The 19208-nt window shown below is 42.0% G+C and carries 15 protein-coding genes; 9 read left to right on the plus strand and 6 right to left on the minus strand.

Annotated features, from left to right (window positions below; genetic code table 11):
* The first annotated feature begins 23 nt into the window (after nucleotides 1-23).
* A complete protein-coding gene (locus tag MCT08_RS09160) occupies nucleotides 24-1922 on the plus strand; it encodes a PTS fructose transporter subunit IIABC (protein WP_274678286.1) in 1899 nt (632 codons plus the stop codon).
* 153 nt (nucleotides 1923-2075) lie between these two features.
* Complete coding sequence (manA, locus tag MCT08_RS09165; protein WP_274678287.1) at nucleotides 2076-3272, plus strand: mannose-6-phosphate isomerase, class I; 1197 nt, start codon at nucleotides 2076-2078, stop codon at nucleotides 3270-3272.
* A 109-nt stretch (nucleotides 3273-3381) separates the two neighbouring features.
* Here manA and MCT08_RS09170 read toward each other — a convergent pair whose 3' ends face one another.
* From MCT08_RS09170 to gyrA, 3 genes are all read right to left on the minus strand, one after another.
* Nucleotides 3382-3543: a hypothetical protein gene (locus tag MCT08_RS09170; protein WP_420911045.1), complete on the minus strand. Its 162-nt coding sequence runs from the start codon at nucleotides 3541-3543 to the stop codon at nucleotides 3382-3384.
* Nucleotides 3544-3767: 224 nt separating this feature from the next.
* Nucleotides 3768-4394, minus strand: a complete 627-nt coding sequence (locus tag MCT08_RS09175; protein ID WP_053309891.1) for a LysE family translocator — start codon at nucleotides 4392-4394, stop codon at nucleotides 3768-3770.
* A 224-nt stretch (nucleotides 4395-4618) separates the two neighbouring features.
* Nucleotides 4619-7273: a DNA topoisomerase (ATP-hydrolyzing) subunit A gene (gene gyrA, locus MCT08_RS09180; RefSeq protein ID WP_274678288.1), complete on the minus strand. Its 2655-nt coding sequence runs from the start codon at nucleotides 7271-7273 to the stop codon at nucleotides 4619-4621.
* A 293-nt stretch (nucleotides 7274-7566) separates the two neighbouring features.
* Between gyrA and ubiG the strand changes: the two genes are divergently transcribed.
* From ubiG to yfaE, 4 genes are all read left to right on the plus strand, one after another.
* Entirely contained in the window at nucleotides 7567-8274 is a 708-nt protein-coding gene (ubiG, locus tag MCT08_RS09185) for a bifunctional 2-polyprenyl-6-hydroxyphenol methylase/3-demethylubiquinol 3-O-methyltransferase UbiG (protein ID WP_274674801.1), read from the plus strand.
* A gap of 459 nt (nucleotides 8275-8733) precedes the next feature.
* The gene (gene nrdA, locus MCT08_RS09190; RefSeq protein WP_171980888.1) at nucleotides 8734-11016 is read left to right on the plus strand and encodes a class 1a ribonucleoside-diphosphate reductase subunit alpha; all 2283 of its coding nucleotides are present in this window, start codon (nucleotides 8734-8736) and stop codon (nucleotides 11014-11016) included.
* A gap of 70 nt (nucleotides 11017-11086) precedes the next feature.
* On the plus strand, nucleotides 11087-12220 hold the full coding sequence (nrdB, locus tag MCT08_RS09195; RefSeq protein WP_168522311.1) for a class Ia ribonucleoside-diphosphate reductase subunit beta: 1134 nt from the start codon (nucleotides 11087-11089) through the stop codon (nucleotides 12218-12220).
* Entirely contained in the window at nucleotides 12220-12498 is a 279-nt protein-coding gene (gene yfaE / locus MCT08_RS09200; protein WP_053309896.1) for a class I ribonucleotide reductase maintenance protein YfaE, read from the plus strand. Before nrdB ends, yfaE begins: the two co-directional genes overlap by 1 nt.
* Nucleotides 12499-12542: 44 nt before the next feature.
* On the opposite strand, the gene MCT08_RS09205 is transcribed toward yfaE, so the two are convergent.
* Nucleotides 12543-12797, minus strand: coding sequence for a hypothetical protein (locus MCT08_RS09205; RefSeq protein ID WP_053309897.1), 255 nt, complete (start codon nucleotides 12795-12797; stop codon nucleotides 12543-12545).
* A gap of 255 nt (nucleotides 12798-13052) precedes the next feature.
* On the minus strand, nucleotides 13053-14294 hold the full coding sequence (locus MCT08_RS09210) for a CinA family nicotinamide mononucleotide deamidase-related protein (protein ID WP_274678289.1): 1242 nt from the start codon (nucleotides 14292-14294) through the stop codon (nucleotides 13053-13055).
* Between the two features lie 146 nt (nucleotides 14295-14440).
* On the opposite strand from MCT08_RS09210, the gene MCT08_RS09215 reads away from it, so the two are divergent.
* The 3 genes from MCT08_RS09215 to MCT08_RS09225 all read left to right on the plus strand — a co-directional run bounded on the left by MCT08_RS09215 (nucleotide 14441) and on the right by MCT08_RS09225 (nucleotide 17966).
* Entirely contained in the window at nucleotides 14441-15373 is a 933-nt protein-coding gene (locus tag MCT08_RS09215) for a DUF3943 domain-containing protein (protein ID WP_425609331.1), read from the plus strand.
* Between the two features lie 215 nt (nucleotides 15374-15588).
* The gene (locus MCT08_RS09220; RefSeq protein ID WP_168522316.1) at nucleotides 15589-16101 is read left to right on the plus strand and encodes a glycine cleavage system transcriptional repressor; all 513 of its coding nucleotides are present in this window, start codon (nucleotides 15589-15591) and stop codon (nucleotides 16099-16101) included.
* Between the two features lie 254 nt (nucleotides 16102-16355).
* On the plus strand, nucleotides 16356-17966 hold the full coding sequence (locus tag MCT08_RS09225) for a methyl-accepting chemotaxis protein (protein WP_176246261.1): 1611 nt from the start codon (nucleotides 16356-16358) through the stop codon (nucleotides 17964-17966).
* Between the two features lie 60 nt (nucleotides 17967-18026).
* Here the strand turns inward: MCT08_RS09225 and nspC are convergent, their stop codons facing one another.
* Complete coding sequence (nspC, locus tag MCT08_RS09230; protein ID WP_053309902.1) at nucleotides 18027-19160, minus strand: carboxynorspermidine decarboxylase; 1134 nt, start codon at nucleotides 19158-19160, stop codon at nucleotides 18027-18029.
* Nucleotides 19161-19208: the final 48 nt, after the last annotated feature.

The following is a 19208-nucleotide window of genomic DNA, read 5'->3' on the forward strand; positions in this document are numbered from 1 at the left end:
TAAAACTATATAGGGAACGAACGATGATCACTCAACTCATTAATGAGAAATTGATCCGTCTTGATCTTCAAGCAACATCAAAGGATGAGGTGTTTTCTGAACTCATCGATGTACTGGCAGAACAAGGCCGTATCAACGATAAAGAACAATTCTTAGCCGATATTTATGCCCGTGAAGAGCTTGGCAATACCGGTTTTGAAGATGGCGTTGCACTGCCACATGCTAAAAGTACTGCCGTTATTGAACCTGCCGTTGTGATTGGCGTTAGCAAAACGGGCATCGAATACGGCGCTGAAGATGGCCTACCATCAAAACTCTTCTTTATGATTGCTTCACCAGACGGTGGTTCAAACCATCATATTGAAGTGCTTGCAGAACTTTCTTCTAAGCTGATTGAAGATGGCTTTATTGAACAATTTTTATCAGCAACGACAGAGCAAGAGGCGCTCACCTTACTATTGACCAAAACTGAGAAAGAGAACACGGTAAAAGCCAATCAAGGCTTCTTAATTGGGGTAACTGGTTGCCCGGCTGGTGTTGCGCACACTTACCTTGCCGCAGAAGCCCTTGAGAAAGGCGCCGCTGAACTGGGCTACCACATCAAAGTAGAAACCAACGGCTCTATTGGTGTGAAAAACAGCCCAAGCGATGAAGAAATTGCCAAAGCAGACGCCATCATTGTTGCGTGTGACAAACAGGTCGATATGGCACGTTTTGCTGGTAAAAAACTGGTCGAAACTGGTGTGAAAGCACCGATCCGCGATGCAAAAGGTTTAATTGAAAAAGCTTTAAATGCCCCTAAATACAACGCTGATGCCAGCGCTAATGTGTCAGATGGAAAAGGCAAAGCGGCGCAAGCGCGTTCTGATTTATACCGCTACTTAATGAATGGCGTGTCACACATGATCCCATTTGTTGTTACGGGTGGTTTGTTGATTGCCTTGGCTCTAGCTATCGGTGGTGAGCCTACCGAAGCGGGAATGGCCATTCCTGATGGCAGTTTGTGGAACCAAGTACTCAATGTGGGTGTGGTTGCCTTTACATTGATGATCCCGATTCTTGCTGGTTACATCGCATACGCGATTGCTGACCGCCCCGCATTAACTCCAGGTTTAATCGGCGGTTGGATCGCCAATAATGGTTCATTTTACGGTGCAGATGCCGGTACTGGTTTTATTGGTGCAATTATCGCGGGTCTTCTCGTGGGTTACTTTATTAAATGGCTAACCAGCATTCATTTTCACAAATTTTTGCAACCACTTGTGCCAATTATGATTGCTCCAATTGCAGGTTCGTTATTTATCTCTAGCTTGTTTATCTTTGTTATTGGTGCACCTATCGCAAGCTTAATGGATGGCTTAAACGCGCTACTGACGGATATGAGCTCAGGTAACGTTATTCTATTGGGCATTGTGTTAGGTGGGATGGCTGGTTTTGATATGGGTGGACCATTCAACAAAGTGGCATTTCTATTCTCTGTAGGGATGATTGCTAGCGGTCAAACTCAATTTATGGGTGCAATGGCATGTGCTATTCCAGTAGCTCCTCTGGGCATGGCCCTAGCAACCGTACTTGGTCGCAAACTCAACTTATTTGAAGCATCAGAAATTGAAGCAGGTAAAGCCTCTGGCGCTATGGGTTTAGTGGGTATATCTGAAGGTGCCATTCCATTTGCAGCGCAAGATCCGATGTCAGTAATCCCGGCAAACGTACTCGGCTCAATGGTTGCAGCGGTCATGGCTTTCACTTTTGGTATTACAAACAGTGTTGCTCACGGCGGTCCTGTAGTAGCATTACTCGGCGCAATGAACAAACCGCTACTTGCCCTTCTGTGCATGGCAACCGGTGCAGTCGTTACTGGTCTTATCTGTGTGACGCTGAAAAAAATGCGCCAAGAGAAATTACAACAAACAGCAGCATAATACTTAACCAACCACCCCGTCCCCCGTGGGGTGGTTGATGCGAATCAAAGCAATGCTCCTTCGTTTATGTTGTACTCCCGCTTCACCTCGGGAGTTTTTTAGTTCTTGTTTTCGCTCTTTTTTCTTTATTTTTGATTTTCGTGAGATGCCATAATGACCAACAACCCACAACATTTTTTTTTGATGAACAATGTCATTCAAAATTACGCTTGGGGCAGTACAACTTCTATCAATCAATTGTTTGATATTCCAAACCCAACTAAAACTCCGCAGGCTGAAATTTGGATGGGTGCACATCCCAACGGATGTTCTCAGGTTGAAATTGATGGTAAATCTATTTCACTGTTAGAATTGATCAACCAAGATAAATCGACATTCCTTTCCGCTTCAACTGCCACAACATTTGCTGAATTACCTTATTTATTCAAAGTATTAGCCGCAGAAAATGCGCTATCAATTCAAGTTCATCCAAGCAAGCAAGAAGCTGAGGTCGGTTTTGAGAGAGAAAACAAGGCTGGTATTCCACTCAATGCTGGGCATCGTAATTATAAAGATCCAAACCATAAACCTGAGTTGGTTTACGCATTAACACCTTACCAAGCTATGAATGGCTTTCGTGCACTTTCAGAAATCGTAGCACGCTTTCAAGCATTACAAATTGACGTCATTTCTGACCTCGTTGAGCAATTTGAGCTAAACCAAACATCAAAAGGCCTACAAGATTTCTTTACTGCCTTATTATCGCTCTCCGGCGAGCAAAAAGAGCAAGCCGTTAATGCGCTACTGACTCATGCCAATCACTACTCAAACGACGAAATATTTACTCTTATTTTAGAGCTTGCTCAGCAATATCCGGGCGATATTGGCTTGTTTTCACCGCTGATGTTAAATGTATTAACCTTGGCTCCTGGTGAAGCGATGTTTTTGGATGCCAGAACACCACACGCTTACTTAAAAGGAACGGGCCTTGAAATCATGGCAAACTCCGACAACGTATTGCGTGCCGGTTTAACCCCAAAACATATGGACATTGCAGAACTTGCATCGTGCACACGGTTTGAAGAAAAACCTGCTGCTACGTTGTTATTGCAACCGATAGAAGAACGTGGTGCACTACTTTTCCCTGTGCCAGTAACTGACTTTAAATTTGCGATTTATCCGCAGTCAAATAATGTCACAGTAGAAGTAACGAGCGCTGAAATTATTTTGCCGATCGATGGTGACGCAATATTAACTCATCAAAATGGCGAAAAGATTACCATCACCAAAGGCTGCTCGGTATTTATTCCGGCATACACGGGAGAGTATCAATTATCTGCTGAGGGCCGAGTGGCTCGTGCTTATAACTGAGCAAGCAGTTCCTACCTTTATTGCAGTGCTACTCTATGACTAAAAAATAAAGCGAGTATAGGTATGCTCGCTTTATTTTTGGATGGAATTAAAAGGTTAAATTTCTTAATTAGTGGCTTTGGTTCTGTTTCCAAACTGCTAATTCAATCCAGATCTGTTCGAGTTGTTGAATTTCTTCTTCCGTCAAAAGGGCAAGTGTGGTTTGAGATGAAGGCGAAGAACTTTCCTTAGGAGAATCAATCTGCGCATAAAAGTCCTTTTTTAATTGCATTATCACGGAGTTCACGATTCATCCCTATAAAACTTATATTAATTCTCAAAAATAATACCATTTTTCATAAAGATTTCTTATGTCATGCAAAGTTATGGAATAATCATCACACTTTGTTCAATACTCAAACTATTTGAAGGAATGGGCATGCGGCAAGTAGGAAAGTTATATCGACAACTTATAAAAACAATCCTACTCCCCAAAATAGCCTCTAATAAACCAAGCTAGACTCGGCTAGTTGACGATAAAATAGCCCCAGCACCAATAAATACTCCTCCAGTTAATTTATTAAAGATATTCACGCGACTTTCCGCTAATAACCAATTTGAAGACTTAGTTCCTAAGTACGCGTATGTCAGCAGCCAAGAAAGCTCGAAAACAACAAAGGTAGCAGCAAAAATCAAATATTGACTCATTAATGAAACGTCAGGAGAAATAAACTGAGGGAATAGAGCACTAAAGAAGATGATAGCCTTGGGATTACTCGCTCCGACAACAAAACCACTAATATAGTGACTTCGTGCTGTCCCTCCTTTGCTCTCATTTGGCTTCACACTGAGAGTCTGGCTTTTACTTAGCAAGGCATTGATGCCTAAATAAATGAGATAAGCGGCACCTATCCATTTAACCACATTAAAAATAAGCTCCGAAGAGGCAATTAATACACCAAGTCCTGTAAAAGACAAGCTTAAGATAATTGTAATGGCCGTTAAGCTGCCTAGTGCAGTGAACAATGCACCACGCATACCGTGAGTAACCCCTTTAGTCATACACAATAAGGAACTAGGGCCTGGAGAAGCCGTCAAAATTAATATCGCGAACGCATAAACAATCCATGTTTCTAATGTCATAAACTTTCCTTTTTTAAATGCTAATCCATTTGGCTGCTTATTAAATTACACACAACACTTTCTGATGTCTAATTTTTCATCAGTTTTGTCGAGTGAGTCGAATATAACACTCAAAAATTGGTGGATGACGAAACCACATTTTATGTGACCAATAAAAAAGCCGAGCTATCATCGCTCGGCTTTTCGTATTGTTTAAACCTTGTTATTCAAGGCGCAAGAGTAATCTACTCGTCTTCAGAGTCATCATTCTCGGTAGTAGTATCATCACTAACTTGAGAATCAGTGTTCTCTTCTGCAGTCACCACTGTCGCTTCTTCACCTTCCAGCGGTTCGCCTTCTGGTAACTCAGTTTCTTCAATTTCTTCAATACGCTGTAGACCAACAACATTCTCATCATCAGCAGTACGAATCAAAGTAACACCTTGAGTATTACGACCGACTTGACTTACTTCAGCCACACGTGTACGAACCAGCGTACCAGCATCAGTGATCATCATGAACTCGTCGCCTTCTTCAGCTTGCACTGCGCCGACAACTTGACCGTTACGTTCAGAAACTTTGATTGAAACCACACCTTGTGTAGCACGACCTTTAGTTGGGTATTCCCCTAAGGTTGTACGTTTACCGTAACCATTTTGCGTTACAGTTAAGATATCACCTTCATTGGAAGGAACAATCAAAGAAACAACTTGGTCGCCTTCGGCCAGTTTCATACCACGAACACCCGCTGCAGTACGTCCCATGGCTCGAACATGATTCTCATTAAAGCGAACGACTTTACCTTCTTTAGAGAACAGCATGATATCGCTGTCACCATCGGTAATATCAACACCAATTAGAGAGTCATCATCACGTAGGTTAACAGCAATCAGACCATTTGAACGTACGTTAGCAAAGCTTGAAAGTGAGGTTTTCTTAACCGTGCCATCGCCAGTTGCCATGAAGATAAACTTATCATCACTAAACTCTGTCACTGGTAGGATCGCTGTAATACGCTCACCTTCTTCCAAAGGAAGAATATTAACGATTGGCTTACCGCGCGCAGTACGACTTGCCAATGGCAATTGGTAAACTTTCAGGCGGTACGTTTTACCACGAGTCGAGAAACAAAGGATGTTATCGTGCGTATTCGCAACAAGAAGACGTTCAATATAGTCTTCTTCCTTCATCTTCGTCGCACTCTTACCTTTACCACCACGGCGCTGAGCTTCGTAGTCACTCAGAATTTGGTACTTCACATAACCAGCATTAGACAGTGTTACCACAACATCTTCACGAGCAATTAGCTCTTCCATGTCGATATCGTGACTTGCAGCAGTGATCTCAGTACGGCGTGTATCGCCAAAGTTTTCACGTACAAGTTCCAACTCTTCACGAATCACTTCCATCAAACGCTCAGTACTTGCAAGGATATGCATTAACTCTGCGATTTCTTCTAGAAGTGCTTTGTACTCGTCAAGGATCTTCTCATGCTCTAGACCTGTTAATCGGTGTAGGCGTAACTCGAGAATCGCTTGAGCTTGTTGCTCAGTTAAAAAGTACTGACCATCACGAATACCATACTCAGGCTCAAGCCACTCAGGGCGAGCCGCATCAGTACCAGCACGTTCAAGCATAGAAGCAACGTTGCCAAGGTCCCAACCGCGCGCGATCAATCCTGCTTTTGCTTCAGCAGGTGTCGCTGCACTTCGAATCAACTCGATGATTTCATCGATATTAGCCAGTGCCAGTGCTAGTGCTTCAAGAATATGGGCACGATCACGCGCCTTGCGTAATTCGAAAATAGTACGGCGTGTCACTACTTCACGACGGTGATCAACGAAGCATTTCAACATTTCTTTCAAGTTGAATAGCTTAGGCTGACCATTATCAAGCGCAACCATGTTGATACCGAAAGTCGTCTGCAGTTGAGTTTGTGAGTAGAGGTTATTTAGAACCACTTCACCTACCGCATCACGCTTACATTCAATAACGATACGCATACCGTCTTTATCAGACTCGTCACGCAGCGCACTGATGCCTTCCACTTTCTTATCTTTAACCAGCTCGGCAATCTTTTCGATCAAACGAGCTTTGTTCACTTGATAAGGGATCTCAGTCACAATAATGGTTTCTCGACCATTTTTCTCAACTTCGATGTCTGCTTTAGAACGCATGTAAACTTTACCGCGTCCTGTTTTATAAGCATCAATAATGCCCTTGCGGCCACTGATTAGTGCAGCAGTTGGGAAGTCAGGACCTGGAATATAGTCCATTAACTCATCAATAGTGATCTCTTCGTTATTGATATACGCCAAACAACCATCAACGACTTCCGTTAAGTTGTGTGGTGGAATGTTGGTGGCCATACCTACAGCGATACCGGATGAACCGTTTACCAATAGGTTAGGAATTTTTGTTGGCAGAACCGCTGGAATTTGCTCGGTACCATCATAGTTTGGTACGTAATCAACAGTTTCTTTGTCGAGATCGGCCAATAGCTCATGCGCTATTTTTGCCATACGTACTTCGGTGTAACGCATTGCTGCCGCAGAGTCACCATCGATCGAGCCAAAGTTACCTTGACCATCAACAAGCATGTAACGCAATGAGAAAGGCTGCGCCATACGAACAATAGTATCGTATACCGCGCTATCACCATGTGGGTGATATTTACCGATTACGTCGCCCACAACACGGGCAGATTTTTTATATGGTTTATTCCAATCGTTACCAAGCACATTCATCGCGAATAATACGCGGCGGTGTACTGGTTTTAGACCATCACGCACGTCTGGAAGAGCACGACCCACAATGACTGACATCGCGTAGTCTAGGTATGAACCTCTTAGCTCATCTTCAATGTTGACGGGCGTGATCTCTTTAGCTAAATCGCTCATAGAGCCATTATCCCTCTATCTTTTGATCGTATATTTGATACGTACAAGGCCGGAAAATATAACACATAATTCACTACTTCGGCATCACTTTCCCTGTCCTTTTATCAGGTTGTGACCTTTGTTGTGTATCAAGTGCCGAGAAATTGCACATTCATTCCATACCCAACTGATAAGTGGTTACTTTTCAGCCACAAATCCGCGAAATAGGGAAAGCAGTGGTCTGTTTCACTTAACAAGTTATAATGCGTGATTCAATAAAGGATGTATAAGTTGACAGTAAGAGCGAATCTATCATGACTAAAGCACAGAACGTTGATCTTAATGAAATCAAAAAGTTTGAAGAAATGGCGTCTCGCTGGTGGGATCTCGATGGGGAATTTAAACCTCTTCACCAGATAAACCCATTAAGATTGAATTATGTGCTCGGCAATGCCAATGGCTTATTTGGTAAGACTGTACTCGATGTAGGATGTGGTGGTGGTATTCTGGCAGAGAGTATGGCGCGCGAAGGGGCAAACGTAACTGGCTTGGATATGGGCAAAGAACCACTGGAAGTTGCTCGTTTACATGCATTAGAAACAGGCACCAAATTGACTTACATCCAAAGTACGATTGAAGACCACGCCGAAGAGAAACCACACTACTACGATGTGGTAACTTGCATGGAAATGTTAGAGCACGTTCCAGACCCGCTTTCGGTAGTACGTGCTTGTGCGACTTTGGTTAAACCAGAGGGTCATGTGTTTTTCTCAACTCTCAATCGTAATATTAAGTCTTATTTATTTGCCATTGTCGGTGCTGAAAAGTTGATGCGAATTGTTCCCGAAGGCACCCATGACCACGATAAATTCATTCGCCCATCCGAACTTATCAAAATGATTGATCAAACTAATTTGCAAGAACAAGGTATCACAGGTCTGCTATATAACCCTCTGACTGACAATTACCGCTTGGGTCGTAATGTCGACGTTAACTACATCGTTCATACACGTCTGTTTTAGGCGTGTTATTTAGCGCATAACTCACGTTAAAAATCGGGTTGATTAACACAACTCAACTCGTTTTTTTAGTGCATTTTTTGTGCTCCAGATTCCATTTTAACCAACCTAAAATACACCTCCGATTTTATGCAAAGATCAAGAAGTTTTTTTTAATTGCGGTTACATCTAAACCGATCTCAAAATGGCAATTTCTTACAAGCAAACCTGCTCTTTGATCATCGGTAAGTGGATACTAACTGATTTTTTGTTATTTGCTAGTTATCCACAAGCTGTTCAAGATCTCTAACTTGAAATGACCTCCATATAGCACTATCTTGTAAGTCGCAAAGCAAAGCACCCCTATATGTAGTGTTTACGCTACAATATATAGATAGACTCAGATCACAAAGCCGCAATGATATTTACAACAATTCTATAGAAATGCGGCTTTAAGCAGTTTTGTTAGGGAAATGAAGCAGAATGAACCAACAACTCACTGTCACTAAGCGTGATGGCCGCAAAGAAAATATTGATCTTGAAAAGATCCACCGTGTAATTGCATGGGCAGCTGAAGGCCTTCACAACGTGTCTGTATCACAAGTAGAATTGAAAGCTCACATTCAATTTTACGATGGCATCACGACTTCGGACATCCATGAAACCATTATCAAATCCGCCGCGGATTTGATCTCAGAAGAGACACCCGATTACCAATATTTGGCTGCTCGTCTTGCTGTATTCCACTTACGCAAAAAAGCATACGGCCAATATGAACCACCAACGCTATACAAGCATGTGACACATTTGGTCGAAACGGGTAAGTATGACAAGCATCTTATTGAAGACTATACTCGTGCAGAGTTTGAAGAACTCGACACTTACATAGATCACAAACGTGACTTAGATTTCTCTTACGCTGCGGTTAAACAGCTTGAAGGTAAATATTTCGTTCAAAACCGTGTAACCAAGCAAATCTATGAAAGTGCTCAATTTCTTTATATTTTGGTTGCGGCTTGTCTATTTGCTAAGTATCCAAAAGAGAATCGTCTTGAGTACATCAAGCGTTTTTACGATGCGACGTCGACATTCAAAATTTCGCTGCCAACACCAATTATGTCTGGTGTACGTACCCCTACTCGTCAATTCAGCTCATGTGTATTGATTGAGTGTGGTGATAGCCTTGATTCAATCAATGCAACTGCAAGCTCAATTGTACGTTATGTATCTCAACGTGCAGGTATTGGTATCAATGCAGGTCGTATCCGAGCACTAGGCTCTGAGATCCGTGGTGGTGAAGCATTCCATACTGGCTGTATCCCTTTTTATAAATACTTCCAAACCGCGGTAAAATGCTGTTCTCAAGGTGGTGTTCGTGGCGGTGCTGCGACGGTGTTCTACCCATTATGGCATGGTGAAGTACAATCTCTGCTGGTATTGAAGAACAACCGTGGCGTTGAAGAGAACCGCGTACGTCATATGGACTACGGCGTTCAATTGAACAAGCTGATGTATTCGCGCTTAGTGCAAGGCGGCAACATCACACTATTCTCTCCTTCTGATGTTCCAGGGTTGTATGATGCCTTCTTTGAAAATCAGCAAGAGTTCGAACGTCTATACGTTCAATATGAGAATGACCCTTCAATTAAGAAAGAGTCGGTAAAAGCAGTTGAGCTATTCTCATTATTGATGCAAGAACGCGCGTCAACGGGCCGTATCTACATTCAGAACGTTGACCACTGTAATACGCATAGCCCATTTGATGCTGCAGTCGCTCCAGTGCGTCAATCTAACTTATGTTTAGAAATCGCTCTACCAACCAAGCCATTGAAAAACGTTGAAGATGACGAAGGTGAAATCGCCTTGTGCACACTTTCAGCCTTTAACTTGGGTTCAATTACATCGCTTGATGATTTTGAAGAACTTGCAGACTTAGTTGTGCGCGCTCTTGATGCCTTGTTAGATTATCAAGATTACCCACTTCCAGCGGCCTATAAGTCAACCATGAATCGTCGTACATTAGGGGTGGGTGTCATTAACTACGCTTACTACTTAGCGAAAAATGGTGTGAAATATTCTGATGGTAGTGCTAATGGCCTAACCCACCGCACCTTCGAAGCAATGCAGTATTACTTATTGAAAGCATCGGTTGCATTAGCAAAAGAGCAAGGTAGATGTCCGCTGTTCCATGAGACGAACTATGCAAAAGGTCTACTGCCTATCGACACCTACAAAAAAGATGTTGATCTAATCTGTGATGAGCCTTTGCACTATGATTGGGATACACTACGTTCGGAAATCATGGAATTTGGTCTACGTAACTCGACCTTGACGGCGTTAATGCCTTCAGAGACGTCTTCTCAAATTTCTAATGCGACTAACGGTATCGAACCACCACGTGGTTATGTGTCGGTGAAAGCCTCTAAAGACGGCATTTTGAAACAAGTAGTTCCTGATTTTATCAACCTAAAAGAGAACTACGAATTGCTATGGAATATCGGTTCAAATAACGGTTATTTGCACTTAGTGGGTATTATGCAGAAGTTTGTAGACCAAGCAATTTCAGCGAATACAAACTACGACCCAAGCACTTACGAAACGGGCAAAGTACCGATGAAGAAATTGCTGCAAGATCTACTCACTGCTTATAAATTTGGCGTGAAAACACTGTACTATCACAACACTCGTGATGGCGCTAAAGATGATCAAAAAGATGCCGTGCAGGCTCAAGATGATGATTGTGCTGGCGGTGGTTGTAAGATCTAACCTTATTTCACATTCAAACGTATTTAATAATGCTCCCCTATTTGGGGAGTTTTAAAGGATTGAGGCATTTATGGCTTACAGTACTTTTTCTCAAAAAAAGAATAACCAATTAAAAGAACCGATGTTTCTTGGTCAATCGGTTAACGTTGCACGTTATGACCAACAAAAATTCGAGATTTTTGAAAAGCTGATCGAAAAACAACTGTCCTTCTTCTGGCGACCAGAAGAAGTTGACGTATCAAGCGATCGTATTGATTACAACAAGCTTCCTGATCATGAAAAGCACATTTTTATCTCGAATTTGAAATATCAAACCTTGCTTGATTCCATCCAAGGTCGTAGCCCTAATGTTGCGCTGCTTCCGCTGGTGTCTTTGCCTGAAGTTGAAACGTGGATTGAAACTTGGTCATTCTCTGAAACGATTCACTCACGCTCTTACACCCATATCATCCGCAATATTGTGAATGACCCTGGCCTTGTGTTTGATGACATCGTTGAAAATGAGCATATTTTAAAACGAGCCAAAGACATTGCGCACTACTACGATGATTTGATCCAATTGACCAACGACTACCACAGATATGGTGAAGGCACACACCAAATCAACGGAGAGCCTGTCGAAATCAGTCTAAATAAACTCAAGCGCAAGCTGTACCTTTGCTTGATGTCAGTGAATGCGCTAGAAGCCATCCGCTTCTACGTTAGTTTTGCCTGTTCATTTGCTTTTGCAGAGCGTGAATTGATGGAAGGTAATGCCAAAATCATCAAGCTAATTGCACGTGATGAAGCGCTTCACCTGACGGGAACTCAGCATATGATCAACTTGCTACGAAACGGGCAAGATGATTTCGCATTTTTACAAATCGCTGAAGAGTGTAAACAAGAATGTTTCGACCTATTTAAGGCCGCAGCGGAACAAGAAAAAGAGTGGGCAGAATACTTGTTCAAAGATGGATCAATGATCGGTTTGAACAAAGATATCCTGTGTCAATATGTTGAATACATTACTAACGTGCGTATGCAAGCCGTTGGGCTTCCAACCGCATACCCTGAAGCAACCTCCAACCCTATTCCTTGGATAAATGCGTGGCTATCTTCAGATAACGTACAAGTTGCTCCTCAAGAAGCGGAAATTAGCTCATACCTTGTAGGTCAAATTGATAACGAAGTTCACGCTGATGACTTTGAGGACTTTGAGCTGTAATGGCACGTATAAAAATCAACAATATCACCACCATAGAATCAAACTCTTCCAACACTGTATTGGAAAGTATGGAAGGTGCAGGGCTAGAGCCTGAGTTTAACTGCCGTGATGGCCATTGTGGTGCTTGTCGTTGCACTTTAGTTTCTGGTGAAGTGGAATATGTTGGTTTTGCTATGGCTTACACTGAGCACAATGAAATTTTGCCTTGCATTTGTAAGGCGAAGAATCACATTGAACTTGCTAATGTAACCTATCGGTTGAAAGCGAAACGAGCTTAGAACTGACATAATGCTGTAAGATAGAAAAAACGATAAAGCCAGAGCTAAGCTCTGGCTTTATTAATACCGGATAGTATTTCATCAGCAGTACCCATTGATACTGATTTATGAGCAATTTCTCTGCCGTCGTCATCAAACAACGATAGCCTATATCCTTGATAACTTGGATTATTTTCGTCTGATGGAGCATGTAGCCATAGTGAAACCACATCACTCATCCCATTGCTTAAAGCCTCTCCTAAGATCACTTTTTGACTCGCCACTTTATACCAAACTAAGATTTTGGATTGATGAAACATGTCAGCCTCCTGCCGAATTTTCTCAAGCGGACTGACAGTGTACAGAGAAAAATTGCTTAAAAAAGACTCAAATCTGAGACAAATTTATCTCCTGCTATAAATCATAAACTTAGCCTTTAGACCAAATAATCATAAGATGCATACGCAATAGAACATCCAGTGTAAGCACAAAAAACATTCAGTTATGAATAAACAGTGACGAATTTAAAATCGTTTAATATTCAATATGATAGTAAAAAACTGCTAACTACACACTCAGTTGTTAATCACACTCGATGGCAAATACATCTCTTTTATTGGAGCCACAAAACCATATTGCGTAAAAACAGGTTTGTTGGAAAGGTAACGACGTAGCATATCGGCAGCAATAGTTGCTATCAATTCACGTTGCTCACTAGCACTGTAGCTTCGTTTAAATTTGAGTATTTGCCCCCACTCTCCCTGCGGAGCAGATAAAGCAAGACTAAATTGGTCGTCAATCAAAGTGCCAGTGACTAAAGACAATGAGGTGGAACATTTTTCTTTTGTCGCTCCAGCAAGAGCTAACGATGCGGCTAGCGGATCTTGATCACCAAGGCCAGATTCTACACTGCGGCTCAGAATCCAACTATGACCACTCAATGCTTCAACTTGCTCATTACTTAATAACCAACTTGCGAGCCAACCTTTCGTTGCTTGTTCTGCAATCGCTAGTGATTGTCCTTTTTCTTGCATTAAATGGCCAATATGCGCAAGCATCGGTTCATCAACACTCACCACATATTGCTCTAAGTGCTTGTAGATAATTTGCAATAGTTGTACGCGTCGCTCTATATCTTCTTTAGGGCCAAATAATTTCACCTCAATAAACGGCAGATATGAGCGATAGCCAAGCATATACCCTTCAGGCAAGACCATTTTGTCTAACTTATCTGAGATAGCCGATTCAGATGAACCAAAAGTAAATAAGCGGCTGCACTCTAATCCTGTCTGCTGTGGGTAATGAGCTTTTAAATCCGGCAGTACCTGCTGAGTGATCATTTGCTTGAATTCACTTGGCACGCCAGGAGTAAAGTAGCACTGACATTCATTTATCAAGACCTTAAACCCACAAGCAGTACCGATTGGGTTATCAATAATTTCTGCACTTTCAGGTAGCATCGCTTGCTTGAGGTTACTTTCTGGCATGATAACTCCACGCTGAACAAAAAATGCTTCTAGTACTTTTTGCCATTGTGGAAATAACACCAGCGTCTGCTCAGCCGCTTGAGCCGCTGCTGCCGCACTGACATCATCTGAAGTTGGTCCAAGTCCACCATTCACAATCAGCACATCATTATTGAAACTGAGCATTAGTAATTCTTCGACCAAAGACTGTTGATTATCACCAACCGTTGCGCGTTTCACTAATGAAAAGCCATGTTCGAAAAACTCGCTGGATAGCCAAGCCGCATTGGTATCGACAATGTCGCCATGAAGAACTTCTTCACCCGTGCTTAACATCGCTATTTTCAACATAATGTGTCCTTTTGTGTAAACTCACACTGCTATTGGTGCTGCAAAGTATAAAGTGCAAAATATAACTGTTTGAATGCAATTTTTCTCATAAGTTTCGCTAATTGGACAAAATACTGTTTTCATCTCTAAGAGTTTAATAGATAATTGTGATTCTGATCATTAAAAACAAAAACTTGGAGCCTTCCGTGCCAAAGAAAAGCATCATTGCAATGATGTTATCGTTTCCAACTTGCGCCAGCGCGAGTACTTACGATTTCAACCAACACATTGAGTTTTCCTATACGGTCGACTGTAATCAAACATCTTGTTTTAATGATAATTTAAATATTTATCAGCCAAATTCGCCATTTTCAATCAGTTTAGTGGAATCTCAAGAGTTGAACCTTGAAGAGCCAGCTCTACCTAAATATCTCACCGTACAAGATACCAAAGACTGGGATTACCTAAAAAGTCAGACGTATACAATTCTAGGGTTAAGTGTCGCAACCGTTGGTTTAATGACGTTCTTACCAGAATCAGTCACTAAATGGGAAAAAGACGGTGACAATAAGGTGTTTAAAAAGTGGAAAGATAATGTCTCTTCTGGTCCTACATGGGATCGCGATGAACATTATCTAAACTATATTATGCATCCCTATTTTGGTGGCGTTTACTACACGGCAGCAAGACATGCCGGTTTTAATGAATTTGAATCTTTCTTATATTCTGGTGTGATGTCTACTTTCTTCTGGGAATATGGCGTTGAAGCATTCGCGGAAATCCCTTCTTGGCAAGACTTGTTTGTGACACCATTCTTTGGTGCCGTTGTCGGCGAGCTAATGTTTGAAGCCGAGCAAGAGATAGTGGCTACTGGCGGTGAAGTATGGGGCTCACCCACCATGGGCAATGTGACTTTATTCTTTCTTAACCCCGTAGGCCATATTCATAGCTGGGTATCGAATGCTTGGAATGGTGACGCGCAATTTCAATTCAGTAGTAGCCCATGGTTTGGTAACCAAGACGCTGCGAAGTACGCTTTAGACGCCGGAGCCAGTTATGACTCTCAGTTTTATGGCATTGACTTAAAAATCACCTTTTAATTAGATTTCACAGCAAACGTTTCCCATTAAAAAAGAAGCAATAGCGCATAGTTGCTGTTTTTTTGTGGGATAAGTTTGAATACTGACAACCATTAATGGTGCAAGCTGAAAATATTGACTTTCGTCAAATATTCTTTGTCTTAGACTCCTACACTGAATGAAAGAGACCATTTAAAACGGTTTACATTTCGTCTGTTGGCTTTAGGAGGCTCAGTATGAATAGTACATTTATCGTCAACTTCGTCGGTAAAGCGACACCAACAACCATTAAACAGCTTGCTGCCATCACACATGAGAATGGCGGTAAATGGCTTATCAGCAAAGTGAATTTTATTGAAAGCCAAGTCGCTGCTGTAATAAAAGTGGAACTTCCAACTCAAAATACACAGCTCGTGCAACAAGCTTTTATGGATCACCCCGATCTAATTGTACAAATCGTTGAATCAGACCCACATAGTCATCAAGGAGAAACCATTTATCAGCTTAGGTTAGATGCGAGTGATCGCGCTGGCATTGTCAACGAAATAACGAGTATTCTTGATAATCAAGGCATTAGCATCTTAGATATGGACTGCCAACGAGTGTTTATTGCTGGCGGTGGTGGAGTAAGCTCCAGTTTGTTTACTGCTAATATGGCAATTAAATTACCGACTGAAATACAAATTGAAGATGTTGCCGATGAACTTGAAGCCTTGAGCGAAGATACTCGGGTTATACTTGAAGCTTAATTAGCACTTATTAAATTTAAACCTATTACCATAGAGGTGAGCTATACGGCTCCCTCTTTATTTATCTATTGACTGACTCAATATATCAATAGTTGAAATGTGATTATCACCACAAAACACACTTCCAATATTCGCAAAATGATGATCTTAGTCCACGATATAGCATGTGGATAAAAAAATAATTATATCTGTCCATTTACTTTATAACCGACACCCAACGGTAAAGATTGGGGTCTATAAATGGTGGTAACGTCATGTTGAAGCTTGGAAACATTAAAGTCAGCTATAAGCTGACCGCTATTATTGCTGTTGCAATTATCGGTTTATTGAGCCTACTACTCATTTCCGCAACTGCTCTAAAAAATAATTTACTCACGGAGCGAGAATCTCGGCTCAATGCCGTACTTGATACCGCTCTATCGCAAATAGCACACCTTCAACAAACTCTTCCCGAGGAAGAGGCCAAAAGGCAAGCCAAGATCCTAATCAACGCAACACGCTTTGATGGCGGTAATTATATATTTGCTATTGATGAGTCCCGCCATACTATTGCCCATCCTATTAGGGCCGATCTTGTCGGAAAACAAATGGGCAACCCAGGTAAAGACACTGAAGGCCAATTTTGGTTTACAATGGTCGATTTAGCCAAAGATGGTAAACAAGGGCTTTTAACCTACCCTTGGCAAACAAATACTGGCAAACCCGCCGACAAACTTTCGGCTGTTCATGGGTTCTTACCTTGGCGCTGGATACTAGGTTCTGGCATGTTGATTAACGATATAGATCAAGCCGTTAATCAGCAGTTGCTAAAAATGGGCATAGCGACACTTATCGTTCTCGCTATACTGACATTACTTGGTGTAATCATCAGCCGAGCGATTATTACTCCACTTGAAGCCATTAAAGAAGTGATGAAAAAAGTAGCAAGCGGTGACTTAACAGCCAAAGTGCCAGTTATGGGTAAGGATGAAATTGGCATTGTGGCATCTCGTATCAACGATAGTGTTGAATCTGTTCGAACTGCATTAACCGAATCTGTCACTTCGGCCAATTTACTGGCTGAAGCGGCTATTCGCATTGCATCTTCTGCCGAAGAAACAAGCCAAGCGGTCACAAGTCAGCGCGATCAGCTCAGTCAGCTAGCGACTGCTATGAATGAAATGAGCGCGACGGTTGCTGACGTCGCAGGCCACGCAGAAGAAACTGCAAAAGATACACTAGATGCCAGCAAAGAAGCCGGACTCGGTGATAAAGATGTGCATTCCAGCGTTGATAGTATCAAAGCACTATCGCAGGAATTAGAGGTCGCGACTGAGCAAGTACATAAATTAAAAGAGGGAGTGATGCAAATTAGCGAAGTAACTACGGTTATCAGCGGAATTTCAGAACAAACCAACCTTCTCGCATTGAATGCCGCCATCGAGGCGGCTCGCGCTGGTGAACAAGGGCGAGGCTTTGCTGTCGTTGCCGATGAAGTAAGAAACCTCGCCAGTCGAACCCACCATTCAACCGATCAAATACAAACGACAATTAACCGCTTGCAACAATTGGCTGTCAGCAGTTCCAACGCGATGCAAAAAAGTCAAGATTTAGCATACAGTAGTGTTGAGCGCGCTGAAAATGCTGGTAGTGATTTATCTTTAATCGTTACTCATATACAGCATGTGAGCGATAAGGCAATGCAAATTGCAACCGCAGCAGAACAACAAAGTGCTGTCGCAGAAGAGATGAACCGCAACGTAAGTGGAATTAATGATTCTGCGCTAGAAATGTCACAGGCAGCCAATTACCTTGCTGAAGAAAGTGAAACTCTTGCTGACCTGTCCCGCCAATTAGATGACAAGATGAAAAGTTTCAAACTGTAAAATAATGCCAATTTATCAATAGTAAAAAGCCCCGCAATAGACTTGCAGGGCTTTCTTACATTATTTTACTGACCATTGAGACAACGAACGTTTAAAGTCAGCATAGCCAAATTCATTCAGTTTCTGAATATCACCATCAAGGCGTTCACAATAAACTGATGGCATTTTCAATCCATTAAACCAATTGAGTTTCACCATGGTGTAACCTGCACTATCTAAAATATGCAACTTTTGACCAATCTTTAATGGTTGCTCAAAAGACGCAATACAGAATTGGTCACCGGCTAAACATGAACAAGAACCGATAATGTATTGATGCTGACCCTCTTCACTGGCCTCAAGAATCGAAGCTGGTTCATTATAAATCAACGTATCTAAGCGATGCGCTTCTGTTGCGGAATCCACAATCGCTGTTTTCATGCCGTTTTCAACGATATCAACCACAGTTACTACCAAGTCTGCTGTTTTGGTAATGATGGCTTCACCCGGTTCAAGGTATAACTGAACACCATGCTTTTCAGAAAACGCTTTTAATGCAAGGCCTAATTTTTCGACATCATAACCAGGCCAGGTAAAGAAAACGCCACCACCTAAGCTAACCCAGTCTAACTTATCTAGATACTGACCAAAGTGCTCAGAGATTGAATCGAGCAAACCAATAAAGGCATCAACGTTTTTGTTCTCACAGTTCATGTGGAACATTACACCGTTAATGGTTTCAAAAATTGAGGCATCAATATGATCAGTTTGAACCCCTAAACGAGAAAACTGACGAGCAGGGTTCGCCAAATCTTGACCTGCATAGCTAACTCCAGGGTTTAAACGCAGGCCGATAGATGCTTTTCCTTGCACAAGATGGCGATAGGCCGCCAACTGAGATTGCGAGTTGAAAATCATCTTATCGCAGATATCGACGACTTCTTTTACGTCATCTTCACTGTAACCAACGCTGTAGGCATGAGTCTCACCACCAAACGTTTCGTAACCTAACCTGACTTCAAATGGGCCACTACTGGTTGTGCCATCTAAATAAGGCTTGATGATGTCAAACACACCCCAAGTTGAGAAACATTTCAGAGCCAATACCAATTTAACGCCAGAGATCTCTTTTAGCTGTTTCGCAATTTCTAAATTTGCAATCAACTTAGCTTCATCAATCATGAAATATGGGGTTTTGAGTTCGCTTTTTTGCATCTATTCATCACTCTTAAAATCGAACAAAGCCGACACTTATCGCATCGG

This window comes from Vibrio aestuarianus, from assembly GCF_028858425.1.
Taxonomy (GTDB): Bacteria; Pseudomonadota; Gammaproteobacteria; order Enterobacterales; family Vibrionaceae; genus Vibrio; species Vibrio aestuarianus.